Source organism: Actinoplanes sp. G11-F43 (assembly GCF_050589265.1).
Taxonomy (GTDB): domain Bacteria; phylum Actinomycetota; class Actinomycetes; order Mycobacteriales; family Micromonosporaceae; genus Actinoplanes.
Window position 1 is genome coordinate 385,819 of sequence record NZ_JBNZCE010000003.1, and the last position, 21,371, is coordinate 407,189.

Sequence of the window (21,371 nt, forward strand, 5' to 3'; positions counted from 1 at the left end):
GTGCACGGACTCCGACGGTATCCGGTGCCGGCGAGCCGATCAGTGGCTCTCGTGGTCGGTGGCGCGGGCCGCGCACAGGAAGGCGCCGCCGACCGCGAACGCGCCCAGCACGGCCAGCGAGATCTGTGTCTCGTGGTCGACCTGGCGCTCGTAGACCGACCGGCCGACCACCGTCTCCCGATCGTGGTCGACCAGCACGTACGCCCCGGCCCGGCTCTGCGGGCTGCCGTCCAGCGCGCCGAACGACAGCACCAGCGACAGCCAGAACCCGGCGAACGCCACCGCGGCCACCACCGCCGCCCACACCGGCACGTGCGGCGGCACCCAGGAGGCCAGACTCCAGAGCCGGCGCGGCTGCTGGGTGCGGTAGCCGCGCCGGTTCGCCAGGATGCCGGCCGCGAACCCGGGCACCGTCAGGAGCGCCGCGAACCCGACCGCGAGCGGGGTGGCCACCAGGCGCGTCCCGAACGCCAGCAGCACGATGAGGACGGCACACCACATCACACCGGCCCCGGACACCAGGCTCAGCCGCAACAGACCGCGTCTCGTGAACATCACCGTCGACGCTAGTGTCCCGGCCACCCCGCCGGAGCCGTTTCGCCGAGAACCGGAATGCCCGGATTCTCTGCGGCGTCCACAGTGGGGTTCCTAGAGTGAGGCGATGCTCACCCGTGGTGTTGTCCTTCCGTTGCTGGCCGTCGCCATGCTCGCCGTCCCGGCCGGGCCCGCCGCCGCGGTGCCCGGGCCGCCGCCGTTGCATCAGGGCTGGATCGTCACCCAGCAGACCCCGTACCGCTGCCTGACCGGCGGCCCGTCCGGGACCACGCTCTTCACCAGCACCTGTGACCGGGCGAACAAGGCGCAGGACTTCTATCAGACCAGTGACGGCCACTTCACCCAGGGCGAGAACTGTGTCGAGCCGCGGACCACCACCAAAGGCATCAAGGCCAAGGTCGCATTGTGTACGTACAAGGCCGAGCAGAAGTGGTGGTTCACCACGGTGCTGCAGGCCGGTGATCAGAAGGGCCCGTGCCTGACCGAGGCGTCGGTGGACGCGGCCGGCCGGGGGCGGGTGCGGCTGCAGGACTGCTCCGGTGCGGCCAGCCAGCAGTGGCGGTCGCTGAACCCCTGGTGATCCATCGAGGATCGTTTATGGTTGGGCGTGCGTGAAGACGGGTGTGCCTGGTGCGGGGAGCGGCGCGACGAGACCGTTTTCGGATTGCGGATCTGGTCCGGGCGGGTCAGTGACGCGTACCTGGCGCGCCCGGTCCGGTCCCGGATCCGGGCGGTCGTGGTGTGGCGGGGCCGGCACGTGGTGGAGCCGGCCGATCTGAGCCCGGTGGAGGCCGATCTCTACCACCGCGAGGTGGTGACCGTGGCCCGGGCGATCCGCGACTGCTTCCGGGTGCGCCGGCTGAGTTATCTGACCACTCCGGACGCGGAGCCCCACCTGCACACCTTCGTCTCCGGCGACCGCGTCGAGGGCGGTCCGGGGGAGGGCTGGCGCGCCGACGCGGCGGCGCTGCACACCACACTCGGCTGATCGGGGGTACGCTGGCGATGTTTGCGCTGATTTTTGTGCGCAAAGCCGAAAAACCCACTATCAGATTAAGGGATCGGGGTCGCCTTGTCAAGTCTGTCAAGCCTTTCCACCGAACAGGACTACCTCTCGATGCTCTACCGCCACCTCGACGACCTGCGGGACCGGGCCCGGCAGCGTCTGGAGGCCGAATGGCGCAGCCCCGGCGGCACCCGGCAGGAACTGTCCCAGCGCGACAGCGCCGCCGGGCACCACGCCGACCGGCTGGCCCGCTACGACGCCGTCGAGACCGGACTCTGCTTCGGCCGGATCGACCCGCTCGACGGCGGCCCACTGCGGATCGGCCGGATCGGCATCCACGACCACGACGCCGACGAACCGCTGCTCGTCGACTGGCGCGCGCCCGCGGCCCGGCCGTTCTACCTGGCCACCGCGGTCACCCCGCACGGCATCACCCGCCGCCGGCACATCCGCACCCGCGGGCGCACGGTGACCGGCCTGGACGAGGAGATCTTCGGCGCCCGCCCGCCCGGGGACGAGCCGCCGGTCGGGGAGGCCGCGCTGATCGCCGCCCTGGACGAGCACCGCACCGGCCGGATGCGCGACATCGTCGAGACCATCCAGGCCGAACAGGACCGGGTGATCCGGATGCCGGCCGGCGGCGTGCTGGTGGTCCAGGGCGGGCCCGGCACCGGCAAGACAGCTGTCGCCCTGCACCGGGCCGCCTACCTGCTCTACACCCACCGGGAGCAGCTCGGCGCCCGGGGCGTGCTGATCGTCGGCCCGAACCCGACGTTCCTGCGCTACGTCTCCCAGGTGCTGCCGTCGCTGGCCGAGACCGGGGTGTTGCTGGCCACGCCGGCCGAGCTGCTGCCCGGTGTCGAGGTTTCCGGGAGCGAGCCCGCCGAGGTGGCCGAGATCAAGGGCCGTGCCGAGATGCTCACCTTCCTCGCCGACGGGCTTCGCGGCCGGCAGCGGGTGCCGGACGAGCCGATCGAGATCGTGGTGGACCGGCACGTGCTGCGCCTGGACCGGCACGACTGCGAGCCGGTCCGGCGGCGGGCCCGGGAGTCCGGCCGCCGGCACAACCCGGCCCGCCCGATCGTCACCGCCGGGATCCTGGACGTGCTGGCCGCCCAGGTCGCCGAACGGATCGGCGCCGACCCGTTCTGGGACGACCCGCTCGGCGAGGACGACGCCCCGGGTGTGCCGAACGTGCTCGACGAGGCCGACCTGGCGGACCTCCGCACCGACCTGGCCGACCATCCGGCGGTACTGGCGGTACTCGACGAACTGTGGCCGGTGCTCACCCCGGAACAGTTCCTGACCGGCCTGTACGCGTCGACCGATCGCGCCGGGCTGCGGCGCGCGCCCGGCGGCGGCTGGACCGCTGCCGACGTCCCGCTGCTGGAGGAGGCGGCCGAACTCCTCGGCGAGGACGACCGGGCCGAACGGGCCCGTGCGGCCCGGTCCGCACAGCGCCGGCTCGACTACGCGCAGGGTGTGATCGACGTCATGCACGGCTCCCGGGCGACCGACGAGGCGGTCCTCAACGTCACCGACATCCTGGACGCCGAGGAGCTGGCCGGCCGGTACGCCACCCGGGAAGCACTGTCCGCCGCCGAGCGCGGGGCCACCGACCGGCACTGGGCGTTCGGGCACGTGATCGTGGACGAGGCGCAGGAGATCAGCCCGATGGCCTGGCGGATGCTGATGCGGCGCTGCCCGAGCCGGTCGATGACGGTGGTCGGCGATCTCGCCCAGGGCGGCACCCTCGGCGGGCCGCGGTCCTGGGACGAGGTGCTGTCCCCGTACGTCGCCGATCGCTGGCGCCTCGCCGCGCTGACCGTGAGTTACCGGACCCCCGCCGAGATCATGGCGTACGCCGGGCGGATGCTCGCCGACGCCGACCCGCCGATCGAACTGCCCCACCCGGTCCGCTCCACCGGCGCCGAGCCCCGCGAGGAGCACGGCGACCTGACCCGGCTGGCCGAACTGGTGGCCGCCGAGCCGGACGGCCTGGCGGTGATCGTCCCGGCCGGGCGGCTCGCCGAGGTCGCCGCCGCGCTGCCCGGGCTGAGCCGGGACATCGAGGACCCGGCGGTGCTGCTCACCGCGACCCAGGCGAAGGGGCTGGAGTTCGACGCGGTGCTGCTGGTCGACCCGGAGGTGATCCGGGCCGAGTCGCCGCGCGGCTCCGGCGACCTCTACGTGGCGCTCACCCGGGCCACCCGGCGGCTCACGGTGCTGCGGACGGGCGGCGGCGCGGAGTGTGCCGGCGGTAGGCACTGACCGCCGGGTCGCCGGTGATCCAGAACCGCCACGGCACGTCGTGCGCCGAGGTCACGCCGACCCGCGGCCCGGCCGACACCGGGCCGACCGGGCCGTCCGGTGGGGACAGCACGGCCGGGCCGCCCCCGAACAGCGGTGTGCCGTCGGCGGACCGGTCCAGGCCGAGGACCTGCATCAGCTTGCCGGGCCCGGCGGCCAGGGCGGCGCCGGTCCGGGCGGCCGGGCGCCGCTGCCGGGCCAGCTCCTCGCCGTCGACCACGGCACCGGCGCGCAGCAGCACGGCGGCGGCCCGCCCGTCCTCGCCGCAGACCACGTTGGCGCAGAAGTACATGCCGTAGATCTGGTAGACGTACAGCCGCCCGGCCGGGCCGAACATCACCGCGTTACGGGCGGTCCGGCCGCGGTGCGCGTGACTGGCCGGGTCCTCGCCGAGCCCGCTGTACGCCTCGGTCTCGGTGAGCCGCACGGTCACCCCGTTGGCGGTGATCCGCCAGCCGAGCAGCCGGCGGGCGGCCTCGTCGACCCGGTCGGCGGGCAGCTCCCGGAAGTCCGGCGTGCTCACCGGAGACCGGGGCAGGGGTGGTCCGGGTCGATCGCGGTGGTGATCCGGCCGCCGATCTCCCGCAGCTGCCGGACCTGCGCTCTGGTGAGCGAGTCGAAGACCAGGGTGCGCACGTGCTCGACGTGGCCGGGCGCCGACTCGACCACCTTGTCCCAGCCGTCCGCGGTAAGCGTGGCCAGGGTGTAGCGGCCGTCGGCCGGGTCGGCGCACCGGCTCACCCAGCCGCGTCTCTCCAGCCGGCCGACCGCCTGGGAGAGCCGGGCCAGTGAACCCTCGGCGAGCAGCGCCAGCTCGCTCATCCGCATCGTCCGGCCCGGCGCCTCGGACAGGCCGGCCAGGATCCCGTACTCGAAATGACTGATGCCGGCGTCGCGCTGCAGCTGGGTGTCGAGGGCGGCGGGCAGTCGCATGAAGACGCCCATCAGGGTCATCCAGGCGGCGCGCTCGTCACTGCTCAGCCAACGTGGCTCGGAGGTCTCCACACCCGCATGATAGCTCACCGATCACTTGCATCTTTAAGTCAATGCCCCTACCTTTCACTCAACTGTTTAAGTCAAAACGAGTGAGTCGAGGCACTATGAACGTCGTCCTGTGGGTCGTCGCGTCCCTGCTCGCCGCCGCTTTCCTGGCGGCCGGCGCGATGAAGGCGCTCCAGCCCAAGGAGAAACTGGCCGCCTCCGGGCTGGCCTGGGCCGAGGACTTCAGCGCCGGCCAGGTCAAGGCGATCGGCGCGGTCGAGGTGCTCGGCGCGGTCGGCCTGGTCCTGCCGGCGCTGATCGGCATCGCCCCGGTCCTGGTGCCGGTGGCCGCCACCGGGCTGGCCGTCGCGATGGCCGGCGCGGTCGTCGTGCACATCCGCCGGGGTGAGATCCCGGGGGCCGCGCCGGCCGTGGTCCTGCTCCTGCTGGCGGCTTTCGTGGCGTGGGGGCGTTTCGGGCCGTACGCGTTCTGACCTGGCCTCCCGCCGGGTGCGGCTCTCCCAAGGCATCGATATAGTTCGCTGTCTTGGGTCGGAGTGGGGAGCGTGCGATGCGGAAGCCGGACGACGAGGGCGGGCTCGGGGCGCGACTGGTCGCCCTCGGTGGGCTGGAACTCTCCCACTTCGACATCCACCCGGCCGTCCCGGAGGCGGGGGATTCCGGCCGTACCGGCGGCGGTCGGACCTTGATCGTCTCGGCCGTGCTGCCGCGACGGCGACCGGGCCCGTCCACTGGTCGAGGGGCGGTACCGCCTGACGGTCTACGAGGTGGCCACCCGCCGCAAGCTCCTGGAGAAGTCCCTGACCGGTGCCGATCGGTCCTGCCCGTTCGTGGTGCTGTCCGGTGCCGGCGGCACGCTGCACAGCGCGGTCCGCGATCGACAGCTCTACGACCTGCTCCGTGAGCGCGTCGAGGGCTAGCGAACGTCCGGCCACACGGTCTGGCCTCGGCCTAGCCGCCGGCCCAGCCGAGGAAGCGCTCGTAGAGGTCGGCCGGTGGGCCGCCGCTGCCCGCCGCGAGATCGTCGATCGCCTCCAGCATGCACGAGCCCAGGAAGACCGAGAGGCCGTGCGGAAAGTTCTGGTACTGCTCGGACAACTCGACCTTGGCGATGGCACAGGGCCACGGCTGTCCGCAGATCCGGCAGTCCCAGGCCGGGCGTACGCCGACGTGTTCGGTCCGCGGTACCAGCATTCGATCCTCACCCTGCACTCACCATGTGCGATACGACGGCTACACATTGGAGCGTGACGTGCCTTAGGCTGAGTCTCAAGCCGGAACGGCGAGAATCCCGGAAATGGATTCTCACTGTCTCGCTCGTGGCGATCGGATCGTCTCGTTCGATACACCCGGACAGCGACGATCGTGGGAGTGACATGACCGAGACGGGCTCGACGGTCCCGAGGCGGCAGGTCGGCCGGCTGCTCCGGCAACTGCGTGAGCAGGCCGGCATCTCCCTGATGGCGGCCGCCCAGGAGCTGGAGTTCTCCCGCGCCCGGATGTACCGGATCGAGAACGGCGAGGTCCCGGTCCGCAAACACGACGTGATCGCCATGTGCGGGGTCTACGCCGCACCCGGCCACATGACCGAGGTGCTGATCGGGCTGGCCGCCGAGTCCAAGGCGAAAGGCTGGTGGCACGCGTACGGCGACGTCGTCCCGGCCTGGTTCGAGCTCTACGTCGGCATGGAACAGGCGGCGTCCCGGCTGCGGTCGTTCGCACCCGGCGTGATCCCCGGCCTGCTGCAGACCCGGGAGTACGCCGAGGCGGTGTTCCGCAAATGGCACGGCGACGACGAGGACGCCGTGGCCAACGCGGTGGCCGTGCGGCTGGAACGGCAGTCGCTGCTCAGCCGGCGGCTGCCCGAGGCGCCCCGGCTGGACGTGGCCGTCGACGAGGGCGCGCTGCGCCGGGCCGTCCCGGACACCCTCGGCATGCAGAAACAGCTGGCCCACCTGGTCAACGTGTCGACCCGGCCCAACATCAGCGTCCGGGTGATCCCGCTGTCCGCCGGCCCGCACCCGGCGGCCAGCTCCGGGCAGTTCACCATCCTCGAATTCCCGGCCGTCGGCACCGCGTCGCCCGAGCCCACCACCATCTACTGCGAGAACCTCACCGGAGCGCTCTACCTGGATAAGCTCGCGGAGGTGGAGGCGTACGAATCGATCTGGGCGCAGATCGACGCGACCGCACTGGACCGGGCCGATTCCGACGATCTCATCCGCACGATCATCGAGGAGAGCGATGGCTGACCTGACCGGTGCCGTCTGGCACAAGAGCACTCGAAGCGGCGGCAACGGGGGCGACTGTGTCGAGGTCGCCGCCAACCTGCCCGGCATCGTGGCACTGCGCGACAGCAAGGACCCGGGCGGCGGCACACTGGTCTTCAGCCGCGCCGAGTGGGCGGCCTTCCTGTCCGGGATCCGGCACGGAGAGTTCGACCTTTAGGAATTTGTGAGCCCCACCTTAAGGAATGCTTTGCCGGGCGGTCACCGGCGGTGGGCTCGGGCATGGTGTGGGTGCGTCGTCCCCGTCCCGCCACACCGAGGTGAATAGACCGTGCCCCTCTCCGCCGCTGCCCGTTTCCGGTACTCCCTGGCAGCAGGTTCGACAGCGGTGGTGATCGGCGCGGGCTTCCTGGTCGCGGGCCTGCCCCACGGTGGGACCGAATCACCCGCACCCAGCTCGGTGAACGCCCCACTGGCCGCCGCCGCCGAGACCCCCGGCGGCGACGACCCGCTCCTCGACGCGCCCACCTCGGAACCGGCGGTGGCGTCCCCGAGCGCCACCGCCGCGTCGCCGTCGCCGTCATCCCCGGCGAAGTCGAAGAGCCCGTCCCCGTCGCCGTCCGCGCCGAAGAAGGCCGCCGCCGGTACGCGCAAGGCCTCGCCCTCGGCGACCCGGACCACCGCGCCGGTCACCTCCGGATCGGTCACCGAGCGGGTGCTCGCGCACATCAACGCGGCCCGCGAGGCGGAGGGCCTGAAGGCGCTCAGCCTGGACGGCAACCTGTCCAAGGCGGCCGCCGTGCACAACCAGCTGATGATCGACGGCTGTGGACTGTCGCACCAGTGCTCCGGCGAGTCCGGCCTGGGGGAGCGGTTCAGCGCCCAGGACGTGTCGTGGCGTACCGCCGGGGAGAACATCGGCTTCGGCTCCAGCGGCAGCAGCGTCGCGGCGATGGCCGGCGCCGCCAACGGTCTCACCGACTCGATGCTGGCCGAGATCCCGCCGAACGACGGCCACCGCAAGAACCTGCTCAACGCCGACTTCACCCGGATCGGCCTGAGCATCGTCCGCGACGACGAGGGAAAGACCTGGATGACCCAGGATTTCGTCGGGTAGGGATCTTGGCCCTGTGCGGTGGGAGCAATCCGGCCTTAGGGTGACGCGGTGCTCGAATTGCTGAAAGCGTTCTTCCGGCGGCTGGCGGGTGCACCTGAGCGGCAGCCGGTCCCCCCGGCCACCCCTGCCAAACCCGCCCCCTCCGCTCCGGCCCGGCCGCCCACACCCGGCCCCTCCGCGTCGGCCCGGCCGCCCAAGCCCGCCGCGCCGAAACCCGCCGCGCCCCGGCCGCCGACGCCGAAACCGGCCTCGCTGCGCCGGGCGCCGCGCACCGTGGCGGCACCGAAACAGGGCCGGCACCTCGCCTACGCGCCCGCCCTGGACGGCGACGCCGACCCGGGTGAGATCGTCTGGACCTGGGTGCCCTACGAGGACGATCCGTCACAGGGCAAGGACCGGCCGGTGCTGGTGGTCGGGCGGGACGCGGGCACACTGCTCGGGCTGATGCTCTCCAGCCAGGGGGAGCGCGACGGACAGCGGCACTGGCTGGCGCTCGGGCCCGGCGAGTGGGACCGGGACTCGCGGCCGAGCTGGGTCCGGCTGGACCGGGTGCTGGAGGTCGACGAGGACGGCATCCGCCGCGAGGGCGCGATCCTGGACCGCCCCCGGTTCGACCGGGTCGCCGCGATCCTGCGCCGCAACTACGGCTGGCCGTGACGCAGAGAGGTATCCGGTGGGCCGAAACCTGTCTGAGCTACGGCTGGCCGTAGCTCAGACAGGGGTGCCGGATAGCGTTGGGCTCATGAACGTCATGACCGGTTTCGGAGGCAAGCAGGCCTGGCTCGCCGTCGCTCTCCCCGACGGCGGGCCGGACGCCCTCCTGGCCGCGCTCGAACTCCGTGATCTCGGCACCGTCCCGTGGCGGGACGGCCTGGATCTGGCCCATCTCACCGACGACCGGGTGGCGATCACCCCGCCGCTGCCGGGCGCCCGGGGCGTGTCCTGGGTGCTCGCGGTGGGCCGGCGGCTGATGACCCCGGGCCCGGATGTCGTCGCCCTGTCCGCCACGCTGCGGACCGAGGTGCAGTTCTTCGCCACGCACCGGGTCACCGAGCTGCATCGATGGCAGCGCGCGGTCGACGGCGACCTGGTGCGGGCTTTCGGTTACGTCGGCCAGTCCGGCGACGTGACCTCCTGGTTCGGTGACCCGGACCCGGCCGAGCGGGATGCCGGGCTGCCCGGTGTGTTCGAGCCGGCGGAGACGTCCGTGCTGGTCGCCGAGCGAGACGTGTTCCGGGTGGCCGGCGCCTGGAGCATCGACCCGACCACGTTGTCCGGGCCCGCGCCCGGCCCGCTGCGCATGGGCGCGGCGGACGCTGAGGAGGCGTGATGCGCAAGTACGTGATCATGGGTGTGCAGGGCAGTGGCAAGGGCACCCAGGCCAAGATGCTGCGTGAGGCGTACGACCTGGTGCACATCAGTGTGGGTGACATCTTCCGCTGGCATGTGCGGCAGCACACCAAGATGGGCGCCCAGGTCAAGCGGATCATGGCGGCCGGTGAGCTGGTCGGTGACGACCTGGTCGAGGAGGTGGTGCGCCGCCGGATGGGCATCCACGACTGGAACTACGGTTTCATCATCGACGGCTTCCCGCGTAACGGGCGGCAGACCGAGTTCTTCATGGAGAGCTACGACATCGACGCGGTCATCCACCTGGAGCTGCCCGACGACGAGGTGCGCCGCCGGGTGCTGAGCCGCCGGCTGTGCAGCAGTTGCGGGATGGACTACAACCTGATCGCCGACCGTCCGGAGGTGGAAGGGCGCTGCGACATCTGCGGCGGTGAGCTGATCACCCGGGCCGACGACACCCCGGAGGCGCTGGAGGCGCGGCTGCGCGACTATCACGAGAAGACCCGGCCGGTGCTGGAGCTGTTCCGGCGCAAGGAGGTCGTGCACGACGTGGACGGCCGCGCATCGGTCGAGGAGGTGCAGTCGGCCATCCGTAAGACTCTCGGACTGCCGGATCCGCGGGTCTAGCATCGCGCGGGTGACTCGCACACCCGACGATCTGAGCGGTCACGTCGAGCGCGATCTCGACGCCGGCATCGCGCGCTGGTTTCCGGATTCCGGGCGGGCCCGGGTTCCGGCCGAGACCCGTTCGATCGACCACCTGGTGGGCCGTCCGCCGGCGGACGGGCAGGTGGCCGTCTGGTTCCATGAGAAGCAGGTGCCGGAGGCGGCCACCCGCTTCGATCGTCTGGACGTCTTCCTCCGGTCGTTGCCGCGGTACGAGGCGGTGCGCCGGGGCCGGTTGCCGGCGGCCGGGGTGCGGGCGGATTTCCCGGCGCTGGGGCAGGGTGGTGTGGTGGCTCCGGAGGTCGGTCTGCTCACCTACTTGAAGGACTGATCCCTCGATCAGGGCAATCCGATCAAGTCGGACACCGGCCTACCGTGATGCCGTGTATTTCGGACCGTCGTTCTCCGCGCCCGTCACCGCCGCCGGTGCGGTTCTGTGGCGTGGTGCGGGAAACGCCCGGGAGATCGCCGTGGTGCATCATCCGGGTGGGGAGTGGCGTTTTCCGAAAGGGCGTACGGCGCCCGGTGAGCACATGGCGGCGGCGGCTGTCCGGGCGGTTTTCGAGGAGTCCGGGACGACTGTGGCATTGGGCCCGTGGCTGGGTTCCACGAATTATGTCCGGGACGGCTGGCCGGAGCACGTGGACTATTTCGCGGCCGAGGTTGACCACGTGGACGGCCTGCTCTGGCTGTCGCCGAGTCTGGCCGCCGATGCGTTGAGCCGCCCCGACGACGTGCGAATCCTTCATGAATTCCTGCGCCGGATCACCGTACGGACGAGTTCTTTCATCCTGCGCCGCCGCGCTGATTATCCGGCGCAGCCGGTCCTTTCCGCCTATGGCGTGCGGGAGGAGCCGTGCGGCGATCTGGAATGCGCGTTGCGGATCGCCGGAGAATCGTTCGCGTCCGGTCGCCCGGCGGCGGTCTGCGCGGATCTGGCCGCCGTTCAGGAGTTCTTCGGCGAGTTGTGCCGGCGGCGGCCGGCGCCGGTGCCGGTGGACGCGACGGTGCCGGAGGGCGGTCTGCTCGTGCTGCACGGCACTCCGGACCGGATCGTGACGGTCGAACGTCACCTCGTCTGAAACCCACACAACCGGACTCTCCCGATAAGACCCGATTTGTGCAGGTGTCTCCAGCAATTTAAGGAGACCGAAATCTCTTTGACATATTGCGCTCGGGCAAAAGCGGGCGTAAACAAAGACAAAGCCAAAACGAGCCGGGGTGGGTGACGGATGTACGCGGAGGAACGCCAGCAGGAGATAGTCAGGCGGGCCCGTGCCGAGGGCCGGGTCGACGTCGTCGCGCTGGCCGAGTCCTTCGGGGTGACCGCCGAGACGATCCGCCGGGATCTGACCGTCCTGGAGAGGTCCGGCGTGCTGCGCCGGGTGCACGGCGGTGCGATACCGGTCGAGCGGCTCGGCTTCGAGCCGGCTCTCGCCACCCGGGACGCCGTGCTGATAAGCGAGAAGGAGCGGATCGCCAAGGCGGCCCTCGCCGAGATCCCCGACGAGGGCGCGATCATCCTGGACGCCGGGACCACCACGGCCCGGCTCGCCCACCTGCTGCCCGCCGACCGCGAGCTCACCGTGGTGGTGAACTCGCCGGTGCTGGCGGCCACGCTCGGCCTCAAACCCAACCTGACCGTGCTGCTGCTCGGTGGCCGGGTGCGGGGCAAGACCCTGGCCACCGTCGACGACTGGGCCCTGCGCCCGCTCGCCGACATGTATGTCGACGTCGCGTTCATGGGGGCCAACGGGCTGTCCGTCGAGCGTGGCATGACGACTCCCGACCCGGCCGAGGCGGCGGTCAAGCGGGCGATGATCGCCGCGGCCCGCCGGGTGGTGCTGCTCGCCGATCACACCAAGATCGGCAATGATTACCTGGCCAAGTTCGGCGCGCTCGCCGACCTCGACCTGCTGATCACCGACAACGGTCTGGACCAGGACCTCGCGGCCGAGGTCGAGACCACTGGCGTTCGCGTGGTGAAGGCATGATTCTCACAGTCACTCTCAATCCCAGCGTCGACCGGGCACTCGAGGTCGGCGTCCTCATCCGCGGCGAGGTCCTGCGCGCCGCCGACTCACACATCGATCCGGGCGGCAAGGGCGTCAACGTCTCCCGCGCGCTGCTCGCCAACGGGGTCCGCTCCACCGCGGTCGTCCCGACCGGCGGCGCCGAGGGCGACCAGCTCGTCGACATGCTCCGTGCCGAGGGTGTCGACATGCTGGCCGTGCCGATCGCCGGGCGGACCCGCTCGAACATCACCCTGGCCGAGCCGGACGGCACCGTCACGAAGATCAACGAGGCCGGCCCGGTGCTGTCCGACGCCGAGTTCGCCCAGGTCAGCGAGGCGGTCCTGGACGCCGCGGCGACCGCCGACTGGGTGGTCATCTGCGGCAGCCTGCCGCCCGGCCCGGGTCTGGCCGCCTTCACCGACCTCTGCGAGAAGCTGGTCGCGGCCGGCACCCGGCTCGCCGTGGACAGCAGCGGCCCGGCCCTGCTGGCCGGGGTCGCCGCCGGGGCCGCCCTGGTCAAACCGAACCGGGAGGAGCTGGCCGAGGCGATCGGCGCGCCGCTGACCACCGTCGGCGACGTGGTCGAGGCCTGCGGCCGGCTGCGGGCCGGCGGCGCCGGCGCGGTCCTGGCCAGCCTCGGCTCGGACGGCGCGGTGCTCGTCGACGACGCCGGTGTCCTCGCCGGATCGTCGCCGGTGAGCGTGCCGCGCAGCACGGTGGGCGCGGGCGACGCGATGCTGGCCGGGTTCCTGGCCGGTGGCGCGAGCGGCCCGGCCGCACTCACCGAGGGCCTGGCGTGGGGCGCGGCGGCGGTGTCGCTGCCGGGCAGCCGGATGCCGACGCCGTCCGATCTCGACCGTACGACCGTGACAGTCACCCTCGACCCCGATCTGTCCCGCCGCCTGCATCCCTGAGCGACGGTTCCGCGACGGCGGCCTCGTCCCGGCCGCCGACCACCCCTCATCGTTCCCGCGTTTGCGGGGCCGTCCGGCAAATCCAGCGCTCAACCGGCCGGAAATAGCCGGAAATAAACAGATAAACCTGAACTCTCCACCACCGAATTGGAGATCCTCATGGCCTCTTCGTACACACCCGAGGTCACTGGAGGCGGCTTCCGTGCCCGCGTCCAGAAACTCGGCGGCCACCTCGCCGGCATGGTCATGCCCAACATCGGGGCGATCATCGCCTGGGGTCTGATCACCGCACTGTTCATCCCGGTCGGCTGGATCCCGAACGCCACCCTGGCCGAGCTCGTCGACCCGATGATCAAGTACCTGCTCCCGGTGCTGATCGGTTACACCGGCGGCCGGATGGTCCACGGCCAGCGCGGCGCGGTCGTCGGCGCCACCGCCACGATGGGTGTCGTGGTCGGTGCCGACGTGCCGATGTTCCTCGGCGCGATGATCATCGGCCCGCTGACCGCGTACGTCCTCCGCCTCTTCGACAACGCGATCGACGGCAAGATCAAGCCCGGCTTCGAGATGCTCGTCGACAACTTCTCGGCCGGCATCATCGGCGGTGGTTTCGCCATCCTCGGCAAGCTGGCCATCGGCCCGGTCGTCAACGGCCTGACCAAGGCGGCCGGCACCGGTGTGGACTGGCTCCTCGACCACAGCCTGATGCCGCTGGTGTCGGTGCTGGTCGAGCCGGCCAAGGTGCTGTTCCTCAACAACGCCATCAACCACGGCGTGTTCAGCCCGCTCGGCGTGCAGCAGGTGGCGGAGAGCGGCAAGTCGATCCTGTTCATGATCGAGTCGAACCCCGGCCCCGGTCTGGGTCTGCTCCTCGCGTACTTCTTCTTCGGCCCCAAGTCGCTGCGCCCGACCGCCCCGGCCGCGATGATCATCCACTTCTTCGGTGGCATCCACGAGATCTACTTCCCGTACGTGCTGATGAAGCCGCGCCTGATCCTCGCGCTGATGGCCGGTGGCTCGGCCGGTGTCGCCACCTTCATGATCACCGGTGCGGGCACCGTGGCCTCCCCGGCGCCGGGCAGCATCTTCGCCTTCGCCGCGGTCACCGCCAAGGGTTCGCACGTCGGCATGTTCCTCGGTGTCCTGATCGCCGCCGCGGTCACCTTCGGTGTCGCCGCCCTGCTGCTCGGCTTCGGCAAGCTCAAGGCCGACCAGGAGCCCGACGACGACACCACCACCGAGGCGGCCACGCCGGAAGAGGTCGCCGACACCCCGGCCATCCCGGAGCAGCGCACCGCCTCGGCCGACAGCACCGACAGCACCGACAGCACCGGCACCACCCGCAAGGAAAACGCCTAACTACCGCGAAGGGGCCGTAGAACCATGGCAACCATCAACGGCAAGGACATCAAGAAGCTCGTGGTCGCCTGCGACGCGGGAATGGGCAGCAGCGTGATGCTCGCCAGCACCCTGCGCAAGCAGCTCGGCAAGAGCGGAGTCACCGTGGAGCACACCCCGGTGAACTCGATTCCGGCTGACGCCGACGTGGTGGTCTGCCACAGCGGCCTCGCGGCCCGCGCCCGTTCGGTCGCTCCGGACAAGCCGATCGTGCCGTTCCAGATCTTCCTCGGCGACCCGGCGGTCACCAAGGTCGTCAAGGCGATCCAGCAGGGCACCGATCTCAATGTCTGAGCTGCTGAGCCCGCGGGCGATCCGGCTCGGTGAGACGGAGAAGACCCGCGACGACGCGATCCGTCGTTGCGGTGAGGTCCTGGTGGAGGTCGGCGCGGTCGAACCGGGCTACGTCGACACGATGCTCGCCCGCGAGCAGTCGATCTCCACCTATGTCGGCGAGGGGGTCGCCATCCCGCACGGCACCCTCGCCGGCAAGGACCTGGTCAAGCGTGACGCACTCGCGGTGCTGCGCTTCCCGGAGGGCGTCGACTGGGGCGGCGAGCAGGTCACCGTGTGCGTGGCCATCGCCGCCCAGGGCGACGGCCACGTGGATCTGCTCGCCGCGCTCGCCGAGATCCTGCTCGACGAGGACCAGGCCCGCGAACTTCGCGAGGCCACCGAACCCGAGACCGTGATCCGGCTTCTCGGGACCATCCAGGAGGACAAGGAACAATGAAGGTCGTACGATTCCACGCTCCCGGCGACGTCCGTTTCGAGGACGCCCCCGAGCCCGAGGCCGGTCCCGGTGAGGTGAAGATCCGGGTCCGGAACTGTTCCACCTGTGGCACCGACGTGAAGATCTCCAAGTTCGGTCACCACCACATCCACCCGCCGCGGGTGATGGGTCACGAGATCGCCGGCGAGATCGTCGGAGTGGGCGAGGGTGTCGACGGCTGGTCGAACGGTGACCGGGTCCAGGTGATCGCGGCCATCCCGTGCGGCAAGTGCGCCGAGTGCGAGCGGGGCCGGATGACCGTCTGCCCGAACCAGGAGTCGATGGGCTACCACTTCGAGGGTGGCTTCGCGCAGTTCATGGTCGTACCGGAGAAGGTCCTGGCCGTCGACGGCCTGAACCGGATCCCGGAGGGTGTCTCGTTCGCCGAGGCCTCCGTCGCCGAGCCGCTGGCCTGCGCGCTCAACGCGCAGAACCTGGCCCGTGTCGGCGAGGGCGACGACGTCGTGGTGATCGGCTCCGGCCCGATCGGCTGCCTGCACGTGCGGCTGGCCCGGGCCCGTGGCGCCGCCCGTGTCTTCCTGGTCGAGCTGAGCCGGCAGCGCCTGGACATGGCCGCGAACCTGGTCCAGCCGGACGCCGCGATCTGCGCCGCCGAGGTCGACCCGGTCGAGGAGATCCGCAAGCTCACCGACGGCCGCGGCGCCGACGTGATCATCACGGCGGCCGCCTCGGGCAAGGCCCAGGAGCAGGCCATCGAGATGGCCGCCCGGCAGGGCCGGATCAGCTTCTTCGGCGGTCTGCCCAAGGACAACCCGACGATCACCTGCGACTCCAACCTGGTGCACTACCGGGAGCTGATGATCATCGGGGCCAACGGCTCCAGCCCGGCCCACAACGCCGAGGCGCTCAACCTGGTCGCCACCGGCGCCGTGCCGGTCAACGACCTGATCACCCACCGCCTGCCGCTGGAGAGCGCCATCGACGCCTTCGGGATCGTCGCGCGCGGCGAGGCCATCAAGGTCACCATCGAGCCCTGAGGAGTCCACTATGCCCACCCGCACGGTGACCGTCGGTTCCGCCAGCGGCCTGCACGCCCGCCCCGCGAAGATCTTCGTGGAGGCGGCCGCGAAGGCCCCGGTCAAGGTGACCATCCGGTCCGGGGACCGCAAGCCGGTACCCGCCAAGAGCATGCTGTCGGTGCTCGCCCTCGGCGCCAAGAAGGGCACCGAGGTGATCCTCGAAGCCGAGGGGGAGGGCGCCGACGAGGCCCTGGACAGCCTCGCCGAACTGCTGGCGAAGGACCTGGACGCCGATCATGTCTGAGGTGCTCACCGGCATCGGCGTGTGTGCCGGGACCGTGGCCGGTCCGCTGTTGCGGATCGCCGGGGTCCCGGCCCTGCCCGGCCCCACCACCGTCACCGACGCCGAGGCCGAGATCGCCCGGGCCGAGGCGGCGCTCGCCGACGTCGTCGCCGAACTGAACCGGCGCGCCGACCGGGCCACCGACGACACCATCGCCGAGGTGCTCCGGGCCGAGGCGATGATGGCCGACGACGAGATGCTCCGCGACGGCGTCCGCGAGCAGGTCGAGGCCGGCCAGGACGCGCCGCACGCGGTCACCGCCGCGTTCGCCGGCTTCCGGGAGGCCTTCGAGGCGGCCGGCGGCTATCTCGCCGAACGCGTCGCCGACCTGGACGACCTGCGGAACCGGGCGGTGGCGGTACTGCTCGGCCTGCCGATGCCGGGCGTCCCCTCACCCGGTCACCCGTACGTGCTGGCCGCCCGCGACCTGGCCCCGGCCGACACCGCCGACCTCGACCCGGACCAGGTGATCGCCCTGGTCACCGAGGTGGGCGGGCCGACCAGCCACACCGCGATCCTGGCCCGCGCGCTGGGCCTGCCCGCGGTGGTCGCCTGCCCCGGCGTGCTGGCCGTGCCGGACGGCACGATCGTCCTGGTGGACGGGGCGTCCGGGCGGGTCGACGTGGGTGTCGACGAGGCCACCGCCAAGGCCGCGACCCAGGCGGCGGCAGAGGCCTCCGAGGCGGCCTCCGGTCTGACCGGTCCCGGTCAGACGATTGACGGGTACGCCGTGAAACTGCTCGCCAACGTCGGCTCCGCCAAGAACGTCCCGGCCGCCGACGAGGCACACGCCGAGGGTGTCGGCCTGTTCCGTACCGAGCTGCTGTTCCTGGACCGCACCCAGGAGCCGGCGCACGACGAGCAGGTGGCCGCGTACCGCGAGGTGTTCACGGCGATGGCCGGCCGCCGGGTGGTGATCCGCACGCTCGACGCCGGCGCCGACAAGCCGCTGCCCTTCCTCAACCAGGACGGCGAGCCCAACCCGGCTCTCGGCGTTCGGGGCCTGCGGGTGGCCCGGCAGCGCCCGCGGGTGCTGACCACCCAGCTCGCCGCGATCGCCGAGGCGCGGGAGCAGACCGGCGCGGACGTCTGGGTGATGGCGCCGATGGTGTCCACCCTGGCCGAGGCGACCGGGTTCGCGGCCGCCGTGCACGACGCCGGGCTGCCCAAGGCGGGCGTGATGATCGAGGTCCCGGCCGCCGCGCTGCGGGCCGCCGACCTGCTGCGGGTGGTCGACTTCCTGAGCATCGGCACGAACGACCTGAGCCAGTACACGTTCGCCGCCGACCGGATGTGCGGCGACCTGGCCGAACTGCTCGACCCGTGGCAGCCCGCGCTGCTGCAGCTGATCGGGGTGTGCGGGGAGGCCGGCCGGGCGGCCGGCAAACCGGTCGGGGTGTGTGGCGAGGCCGCGGCCGACCCACTGCTCGCACCGGTCCTGGTCGGCCTCGGCGTGACCAGCCTGTCCATGTCACCGCGGGCGATCCCGCAGGTCCGTGCGGCGCTGGCGGCGCGGACCGAGGCCGACTGCCGGCGGCTCGCCGAGCTGGCGGTGGCCGCACCGGACGCGGCGGAGGCCCGCAAGCTGGTGCACTGACGAGCCCGGTCCCCGCCCCGTCACGCGACGGGGCGGGGACCGGTTCTCAGTTGAACGGGAACCCGGCCGGGAACACCGGCATCGGAATCGACTCGGTCTTGTCGATCACGTCGAGCAGCACCTGTGGGGTGCCCGGCGTGTCCGAGTACGTGACCACCTTCTTCTTGTCGCCGTCGCGGTATCGCACGGTCACCTCGTACCGGAAACGGTCCTTCTTGCTCGCCGGCGCGTAGCGCGGGCCGAGAGCCCGGAACTCCGGTCCGGAGACCAGCTCCAGCAACTCCTTGCTGTGCTCGCCGAAGGCGGACACCTGGAACATCGCGATGTCGTTGCCGCCCCGGGTGCGTTCCAGCGAGATCTGGACCGCCCGGTCGTCGTGCGGATCCACCACCGGGGCCGGCGGCTCGGAACCGATCCGGGCCACCTGCACCCACGGCCCGTTCGGGTTCAGTGACGCCTGCCCGGCCGCGGCCACCACGGCTCCCAGCCCGGCGAGACCGGCCAGCAGGACCACCCTGGGCCGGTTGAAAGACTTCCTGCTCCTGGTCATGGCGATATCGTATCGGGCAAAAAACTCCAAATCGCCACGAAACGCCAGACGATCAGTCGTGCGGTACCCCCGGCTGATCCGCCGCACCCAGATCGAACCCGTGCTTCTCCAGCCGCCGCTCCAGCACGTGACAGACCTGCTCCGCCACCGCCAGCCGGGCGTACGGCTTCGCATCCCCGGCGATCACGTTCCAGCGCGCCCTCGGACGGTCCGTCCGGTCGATCATCTCCTCGACCGCCGCCTCGTACGCGCCCCGCTTCTCCCGGTTCCGCCAGTCCTCATCGGTCAGCTTCCACGACCGCAACGGATCAGTCCGCCGGCTCTCGAACCGCCGCAGCTGCTCCTCATCCGACACGTGCATCCAGAACTTGATCAGGATCATGCCCTCGGCGGTCAGCGTCCGCTCGAACTCGGCGATCTCGTCGTACGCCCGCCGCCACTGCTCCTCCGACGCGAACCCCTCCACCCGCTCCACCAGCACCCGCCCGTACCAGGACCGGTCCATCACCGCCATCCCACCGTTGCCGGGCAGCACGTTCCAGAACCGCTGCAGGAAGTGATGACGCTTCTCGTCGTACGTCGGCGCGGCGAACTGCGACACCCGCACGTGCCGCGGATCCAGCGGCGCCACCAGGCGCTTGATCGCACCACCCTTGCCCGACGCGTCCCAGCCCTCGAACACCACACACAACGGCGGGCCGATCCGCTTCTCCCCGATCTGACCACCCAGGATCAGCCGCAGCCGCAACAACCGCTGCTGCGCCGCGACCAGCCGGGCCTCGGCCCTCTTCTTCGAGATCTCGTACGGGGGATTCGCGCTACCAAGGTGACCCATCCGCCCAGGATCCCTAATCCCGTTGTGATCCGCAGTAGCCGGTGCGGGAGAATCCGGGTGTGACTTTCGTAGACGACCTGTTGTGGCGCGGACTGATCCAGGACTCGACCGACCCGGCCGAGCTCCGCAAGAAGCTCGACGGCGGCTCGCTCACGTTCTATGTCGGCTTCGACCCGACCGCCGCCTCGCTGCACGTCGGTCACCTCATGCAGGTGTGCACCGCGCGCCGTCTCCAGCTCGCCGGCCACCGGCCGCTGCTGCTCGTCGGCGGCGCCACCGGCCAGATCGGCGACCCGCGCGAGTCCAGCGAGCGCAGCCTCAACCCGCCCGAGGTGGTCCAGGGCTGGGTCGAGCGGATCCGCACCCAGCTGTCGCCGTTCGTCACGTACGAGGGCTCGCACGGGGCGACGCTGGTCAACAACCTGGACTGGACCGGCCCGACCTCGGTGATCGACTTCCTGCGCGACGTCGGCAAGCACTTCCCGGTCAACAAGATGCTGGCCCGCGACGTGGTCCGCAACCGCCTGGAGAGCGGGATCAGCTTCACCGAGTTCAGCTACCAGCTGCTCCAGTCCAACGACTTCTACCAGCTGCACGTCCAGCACGGGTGCGAGCTCCAGTTCGGCGGCTCCGACCAGTGGGGCAACATCACCGCCGGCGTCGACTTCGTCCGCCGCCGCGGTGCCGGCCCGGTGCACGCCTTCGTCACCCCGCTGGTCCTCAAGGCCGACGGCACCAAATTCGGCAAGACCGCCGGCGGCGCCGTCTGGCTCGACCCCGCCATGACCAGCCCGTACAGCTTCTACCAGTTCTGGGTCAACAGCGCCGACGCCGACGTCAGCCAGTACCTCCGCTACTTCAGCTTCAAGTCCCGCGAGGAGCTGGAGGAGCTGGAGAAGGCGACCGCCGAGCGGCCACAGGCCCGGCTGGCCCAGCGCGCCCTGGCCGAGGAGCTGACCGCGCTGGTGCACGGCGCGGAGGAGGCCCGCCAGGCGATCGCGGCCAGCCAGGCGCTCTTCGGGCGAGGTTCGCTGGACGAGCTGTCCGCGGACACGTTGCGGTCGGCGTTGAGCGAGACCGGACTGCTTGCGGTACGCGGGGAGCTCCCGTCCGCCGGAGTCCTGCTGAAGGAGTCGGGCCTCGTCGCCTCCGCCAACGAGGCGCGCCGCACCATCGGTGAGGGCGGGGCGTACCTCAACAACGAGCGGATCACCGACGGTGAGGCCCCGATCCCCGCGTCGGCGCTGCTGCACGGGCGCTTCCTGGTGCTCCGGCGGGGCAAGCGGAACTTCGCCGGCGTCGAGGTCACACCCTGACCTGTCGTTCCACCGACCGCCCCTGGCCCGTTTTGCGGCCGGGGGCGGTTGTGTTTCATCGGCCTTCGTGGTGCTGACCTGTGGTTTCGTCGGTGTGATGGCGGTCGCGGCACCCCGATTTGGTGTTGGGTTGGGGGACGGGTAATGTTTACCGAGCCGCCAGGGAGACGGGCGAGCGAGCGGGACCCGATCTAGGGGCCCGGCGCGGCCGTCCTGGAGGAACCCACAGCTTTGATCATACGATCTTCGGGGTCGTCTGATTGTGGTGCGTTTTTGTAGTGTGGAATTCGGTTGCGAAACGCGGATTTGACACGGCGGAAACGGCGGGTAAAGTAGAGCGAGTGCCCCGGAGGGCGGGCCGCGAAAGCGGTGCGCAGGATGGTGTGCGGTTGTTCTTTGAGAACTCAACAGGGTGCT

28 protein-coding genes are annotated in these 21,371 nt (G+C 71.0%); 22 read left to right on the forward strand and 6 right to left on the reverse strand.

Features of this window, described 5'->3' with window-relative positions; translation table 11 throughout:
- Nucleotides 1-39: 39 nt before the first annotated feature.
- Nucleotides 40-555: a hypothetical protein gene (locus tag ACQ0O7_RS03650; RefSeq protein ID WP_430780295.1), complete on the reverse strand. Its 516-nt coding sequence runs from the start codon at nt 553-555 to the stop codon at nt 40-42.
- Nucleotides 556-661: 106 nt separating this feature from the next.
- Between ACQ0O7_RS03650 and ACQ0O7_RS03655 the strand changes: the two genes are divergently transcribed.
- The 3 genes from ACQ0O7_RS03655 (at nt 662) to ACQ0O7_RS03665 (ending at nt 3,832) form a co-directional block, all read left to right on the forward strand.
- Nucleotides 662-1,135 carry a ricin-type beta-trefoil lectin domain protein gene (locus ACQ0O7_RS03655; RefSeq protein ID WP_430780296.1) on the forward strand — a complete coding sequence of 158 codons (474 nt, stop codon included), beginning with the start codon at nt 662-664 and terminating at the stop codon, nt 1,133-1,135.
- 21 nt (nt 1,136-1,156) lie between these two features.
- Nucleotides 1,157-1,543: a hypothetical protein gene (locus tag ACQ0O7_RS03660; protein WP_430780297.1), complete on the forward strand. Its 387-nt coding sequence runs from the start codon at nt 1,157-1,159 to the stop codon at nt 1,541-1,543.
- A 129-nt stretch (nt 1,544-1,672) separates the two neighbouring features.
- Nucleotides 1,673-3,832 carry a HelD family protein gene (locus ACQ0O7_RS03665; protein WP_430780337.1) on the forward strand — a complete coding sequence of 720 codons (2,160 nt, stop codon included), beginning with the start codon at nt 1,673-1,675 and terminating at the stop codon, nt 3,830-3,832.
- Here the strand turns inward: ACQ0O7_RS03665 and ACQ0O7_RS03670 are convergent.
- Nucleotides 3,780-4,394 (reverse strand): DNA-3-methyladenine glycosylase, encoded by a 615-nt coding sequence (locus ACQ0O7_RS03670; protein WP_430780298.1) that lies wholly within the window; start codon nt 4,392-4,394, stop codon nt 3,780-3,782. The two genes, ACQ0O7_RS03665 and ACQ0O7_RS03670, sit on opposite strands and share 53 nt — an antisense overlap.
- A complete protein-coding gene (locus ACQ0O7_RS03675) occupies nt 4,391-4,876 on the reverse strand; it encodes a MarR family winged helix-turn-helix transcriptional regulator (RefSeq protein WP_430780299.1) in 486 nt (161 codons plus the stop codon). Before ACQ0O7_RS03675 ends, ACQ0O7_RS03670 begins: the two co-directional genes overlap by 4 nt.
- A gap of 95 nt (nt 4,877-4,971) precedes the next feature.
- On the opposite strand from ACQ0O7_RS03675, the gene ACQ0O7_RS03680 reads away from it, so the two are divergent.
- Nucleotides 4,972-5,346 carry a DoxX family protein gene (locus ACQ0O7_RS03680; protein ID WP_430780300.1) on the forward strand — a complete coding sequence of 125 codons (375 nt, stop codon included), beginning with the start codon at nt 4,972-4,974 and terminating at the stop codon, nt 5,344-5,346.
- A 294-nt stretch (nt 5,347-5,640) separates the two neighbouring features.
- Complete coding sequence (locus tag ACQ0O7_RS03685) at nt 5,641-5,793, forward strand: hypothetical protein (RefSeq protein WP_430780301.1); 153 nt, start codon at nt 5,641-5,643, stop codon at nt 5,791-5,793.
- Nucleotides 5,794-5,824: 31 nt separating this feature from the next.
- Here the strand turns inward: ACQ0O7_RS03685 and ACQ0O7_RS03690 are convergent, their stop codons facing one another.
- Nucleotides 5,825-6,067 carry a hypothetical protein gene (locus ACQ0O7_RS03690; RefSeq protein WP_430780302.1) on the reverse strand — a complete coding sequence of 81 codons (243 nt, stop codon included), beginning with the start codon at nt 6,065-6,067 and terminating at the stop codon, nt 5,825-5,827.
- 182 nt (nt 6,068-6,249) lie between these two features.
- Between ACQ0O7_RS03690 and ACQ0O7_RS03695 the strand changes: the two genes are divergently transcribed.
- The 16 genes from ACQ0O7_RS03695 to ptsP all read left to right on the forward strand — a co-directional run bounded on the left by ACQ0O7_RS03695 (nt 6,250) and on the right by ptsP (nt 18,253).
- Nucleotides 6,250-7,125, forward strand: a complete 876-nt coding sequence (locus tag ACQ0O7_RS03695) for a helix-turn-helix domain-containing protein (protein ID WP_430780303.1) — start codon at nt 6,250-6,252, stop codon at nt 7,123-7,125.
- Nucleotides 7,118-7,321, forward strand: coding sequence for a DUF397 domain-containing protein (locus tag ACQ0O7_RS03700; RefSeq protein WP_430780304.1), 204 nt, complete (start codon nt 7,118-7,120; stop codon nt 7,319-7,321). Before ACQ0O7_RS03695 ends, ACQ0O7_RS03700 begins: the two co-directional genes overlap by 8 nt.
- A 111-nt stretch (nt 7,322-7,432) precedes the next feature.
- Nucleotides 7,433-8,218 (forward strand): CAP domain-containing protein, encoded by a 786-nt coding sequence (locus ACQ0O7_RS03705; RefSeq protein ID WP_430780305.1) that lies wholly within the window; start codon nt 7,433-7,435, stop codon nt 8,216-8,218.
- 48 nt (nt 8,219-8,266) lie between these two features.
- Nucleotides 8,267-8,875, forward strand: a complete 609-nt coding sequence (locus ACQ0O7_RS03710) for a type II toxin-antitoxin system PemK/MazF family toxin (RefSeq protein WP_430780306.1) — start codon at nt 8,267-8,269, stop codon at nt 8,873-8,875.
- Between the two features lie 85 nt (nt 8,876-8,960).
- Nucleotides 8,961-9,548 (forward strand): hypothetical protein, encoded by a 588-nt coding sequence (locus ACQ0O7_RS03715; RefSeq protein WP_430780307.1) that lies wholly within the window; start codon nt 8,961-8,963, stop codon nt 9,546-9,548.
- The gene (locus ACQ0O7_RS03720; RefSeq protein ID WP_430780308.1) at nt 9,548-10,195 is read left to right on the forward strand and encodes an adenylate kinase family protein; all 648 of its coding nucleotides are present in this window, start codon (nt 9,548-9,550) and stop codon (nt 10,193-10,195) included. Before ACQ0O7_RS03715 ends, ACQ0O7_RS03720 begins: the two co-directional genes overlap by 1 nt.
- A 10-nt stretch (nt 10,196-10,205) precedes the next feature.
- Nucleotides 10,206-10,565, forward strand: a complete 360-nt coding sequence (locus ACQ0O7_RS03725) for a hypothetical protein (RefSeq protein ID WP_430780309.1) — start codon at nt 10,206-10,208, stop codon at nt 10,563-10,565.
- Between the two features lie 52 nt (nt 10,566-10,617).
- The gene (locus ACQ0O7_RS03730; RefSeq protein ID WP_430780310.1) at nt 10,618-11,316 is read left to right on the forward strand and encodes an NUDIX hydrolase; all 699 of its coding nucleotides are present in this window, start codon (nt 10,618-10,620) and stop codon (nt 11,314-11,316) included.
- 150 nt (nt 11,317-11,466) lie between these two features.
- The gene (locus tag ACQ0O7_RS03735; protein WP_430780311.1) at nt 11,467-12,228 is read left to right on the forward strand and encodes a DeoR/GlpR family DNA-binding transcription regulator; all 762 of its coding nucleotides are present in this window, start codon (nt 11,467-11,469) and stop codon (nt 12,226-12,228) included.
- Nucleotides 12,225-13,163 (forward strand): 1-phosphofructokinase, encoded by a 939-nt coding sequence (gene pfkB, locus ACQ0O7_RS03740; RefSeq protein WP_430780312.1) that lies wholly within the window; start codon nt 12,225-12,227, stop codon nt 13,161-13,163. Before ACQ0O7_RS03735 ends, pfkB begins: the two co-directional genes overlap by 4 nt.
- A 159-nt stretch (nt 13,164-13,322) precedes the next feature.
- The gene (gene mtlA, locus ACQ0O7_RS03745; RefSeq protein ID WP_430780313.1) at nt 13,323-14,522 is read left to right on the forward strand and encodes a mannitol-specific PTS transporter subunit IIC; all 1,200 of its coding nucleotides are present in this window, start codon (nt 13,323-13,325) and stop codon (nt 14,520-14,522) included.
- Between the two features lie 24 nt (nt 14,523-14,546).
- Complete coding sequence (locus ACQ0O7_RS03750; RefSeq protein ID WP_430780314.1) at nt 14,547-14,855, forward strand: PTS lactose transporter subunit IIB; 309 nt, start codon at nt 14,547-14,549, stop codon at nt 14,853-14,855.
- On the forward strand, nt 14,848-15,294 hold the full coding sequence (locus tag ACQ0O7_RS03755) for a PTS sugar transporter subunit IIA (RefSeq protein ID WP_430780315.1): 447 nt from the start codon (nt 14,848-14,850) through the stop codon (nt 15,292-15,294). The genes ACQ0O7_RS03750 and ACQ0O7_RS03755 overlap by 8 nt, the downstream gene beginning before the upstream one ends.
- Nucleotides 15,291-16,331: a zinc-dependent dehydrogenase gene (locus ACQ0O7_RS03760; RefSeq protein WP_430780316.1), complete on the forward strand. Its 1,041-nt coding sequence runs from the start codon at nt 15,291-15,293 to the stop codon at nt 16,329-16,331. The genes ACQ0O7_RS03755 and ACQ0O7_RS03760 overlap by 4 nt, the downstream gene beginning before the upstream one ends.
- Nucleotides 16,332-16,341: 10 nt before the next feature.
- Nucleotides 16,342-16,617 carry an HPr family phosphocarrier protein gene (locus ACQ0O7_RS03765; protein ID WP_430780317.1) on the forward strand — a complete coding sequence of 92 codons (276 nt, stop codon included), beginning with the start codon at nt 16,342-16,344 and terminating at the stop codon, nt 16,615-16,617.
- Complete coding sequence (ptsP, locus tag ACQ0O7_RS03770; RefSeq protein ID WP_430780318.1) at nt 16,610-18,253, forward strand: phosphoenolpyruvate--protein phosphotransferase; 1,644 nt, start codon at nt 16,610-16,612, stop codon at nt 18,251-18,253. The genes ACQ0O7_RS03765 and ptsP overlap by 8 nt, the downstream gene beginning before the upstream one ends.
- A gap of 46 nt (nt 18,254-18,299) precedes the next feature.
- Here ptsP and ACQ0O7_RS03775 read toward each other — a convergent pair whose 3' ends face one another.
- Entirely contained in the window at nt 18,300-18,803 is a 504-nt protein-coding gene (locus tag ACQ0O7_RS03775) for a hypothetical protein (RefSeq protein ID WP_430780319.1), read from the reverse strand.
- A 52-nt stretch (nt 18,804-18,855) separates the two neighbouring features.
- The gene (locus ACQ0O7_RS03780; RefSeq protein WP_430780320.1) at nt 18,856-19,638 is read right to left on the reverse strand and encodes a polyphosphate kinase 2 family protein; all 783 of its coding nucleotides are present in this window, start codon (nt 19,636-19,638) and stop codon (nt 18,856-18,858) included.
- Nucleotides 19,639-19,697: 59 nt separating this feature from the next.
- Between ACQ0O7_RS03780 and tyrS the strand changes: the two genes are divergently transcribed.
- Nucleotides 19,698-20,954, forward strand: a complete 1,257-nt coding sequence (tyrS, locus tag ACQ0O7_RS03785) for a tyrosine--tRNA ligase (RefSeq protein WP_430780321.1) — start codon at nt 19,698-19,700, stop codon at nt 20,952-20,954.
- Nucleotides 20,955-21,371 lie beyond the last annotated feature (417 nt).

Excerpts from the sequence above, each read along its gene's own strand:
- ACQ0O7_RS03650 (WP_430780295.1), bottom strand. The coding sequence starts at position 555 with ATGTTCACGAGACGCGGTCTGTTGCGGCTGAGCCTGGTGTCCGGGGCC.
- ACQ0O7_RS03655 (WP_430780296.1), top strand. The coding sequence starts at position 662 with ATGCTCACCCGTGGTGTTGTCCTTCCGTTGCTGGCCGTCGCCATGCTC.
- ACQ0O7_RS03665 (WP_430780337.1), top strand. The coding sequence starts at position 1,673 with ATGCTCTACCGCCACCTCGACGACCTGCGGGACCGGGCCCGGCAGCGT.
- ACQ0O7_RS03680 (WP_430780300.1), top strand. The coding sequence starts at position 4,972 with ATGAACGTCGTCCTGTGGGTCGTCGCGTCCCTGCTCGCCGCCGCTTTC.
- ACQ0O7_RS03690 (WP_430780302.1), bottom strand. The coding sequence starts at position 6,067 with ATGCTGGTACCGCGGACCGAACACGTCGGCGTACGCCCGGCCTGGGAC.
- ACQ0O7_RS03695 (WP_430780303.1), top strand. The coding sequence starts at position 6,250 with ATGACCGAGACGGGCTCGACGGTCCCGAGGCGGCAGGTCGGCCGGCTG.
- ACQ0O7_RS03700 (WP_430780304.1), top strand. The coding sequence starts at position 7,118 with ATGGCTGACCTGACCGGTGCCGTCTGGCACAAGAGCACTCGAAGCGGC.
- ACQ0O7_RS03715 (WP_430780307.1), top strand. The coding sequence starts at position 8,961 with ATGAACGTCATGACCGGTTTCGGAGGCAAGCAGGCCTGGCTCGCCGTC.
- ACQ0O7_RS03720 (WP_430780308.1), top strand. The coding sequence starts at position 9,548 with ATGCGCAAGTACGTGATCATGGGTGTGCAGGGCAGTGGCAAGGGCACC.
- ACQ0O7_RS03735 (WP_430780311.1), top strand. The coding sequence starts at position 11,467 with ATGTACGCGGAGGAACGCCAGCAGGAGATAGTCAGGCGGGCCCGTGCC.
- pfkB (WP_430780312.1), top strand. The coding sequence starts at position 12,225 with ATGATTCTCACAGTCACTCTCAATCCCAGCGTCGACCGGGCACTCGAG.
- mtlA (WP_430780313.1), top strand. The coding sequence starts at position 13,323 with ATGGCCTCTTCGTACACACCCGAGGTCACTGGAGGCGGCTTCCGTGCC.
- ACQ0O7_RS03750 (WP_430780314.1), top strand. The coding sequence starts at position 14,547 with ATGGCAACCATCAACGGCAAGGACATCAAGAAGCTCGTGGTCGCCTGC.
- ACQ0O7_RS03755 (WP_430780315.1), top strand. The coding sequence starts at position 14,848 with ATGTCTGAGCTGCTGAGCCCGCGGGCGATCCGGCTCGGTGAGACGGAG.
- ACQ0O7_RS03760 (WP_430780316.1), top strand. The coding sequence starts at position 15,291 with ATGAAGGTCGTACGATTCCACGCTCCCGGCGACGTCCGTTTCGAGGAC.
- ACQ0O7_RS03765 (WP_430780317.1), top strand. The coding sequence starts at position 16,342 with ATGCCCACCCGCACGGTGACCGTCGGTTCCGCCAGCGGCCTGCACGCC.
- ptsP (WP_430780318.1), top strand. The coding sequence starts at position 16,610 with ATGTCTGAGGTGCTCACCGGCATCGGCGTGTGTGCCGGGACCGTGGCC.
- ACQ0O7_RS03775 (WP_430780319.1), bottom strand. The coding sequence starts at position 18,803 with ATGACCAGGAGCAGGAAGTCTTTCAACCGGCCCAGGGTGGTCCTGCTG.
- ACQ0O7_RS03780 (WP_430780320.1), bottom strand. The coding sequence starts at position 19,638 with ATGGGTCACCTTGGTAGCGCGAATCCCCCGTACGAGATCTCGAAGAAG.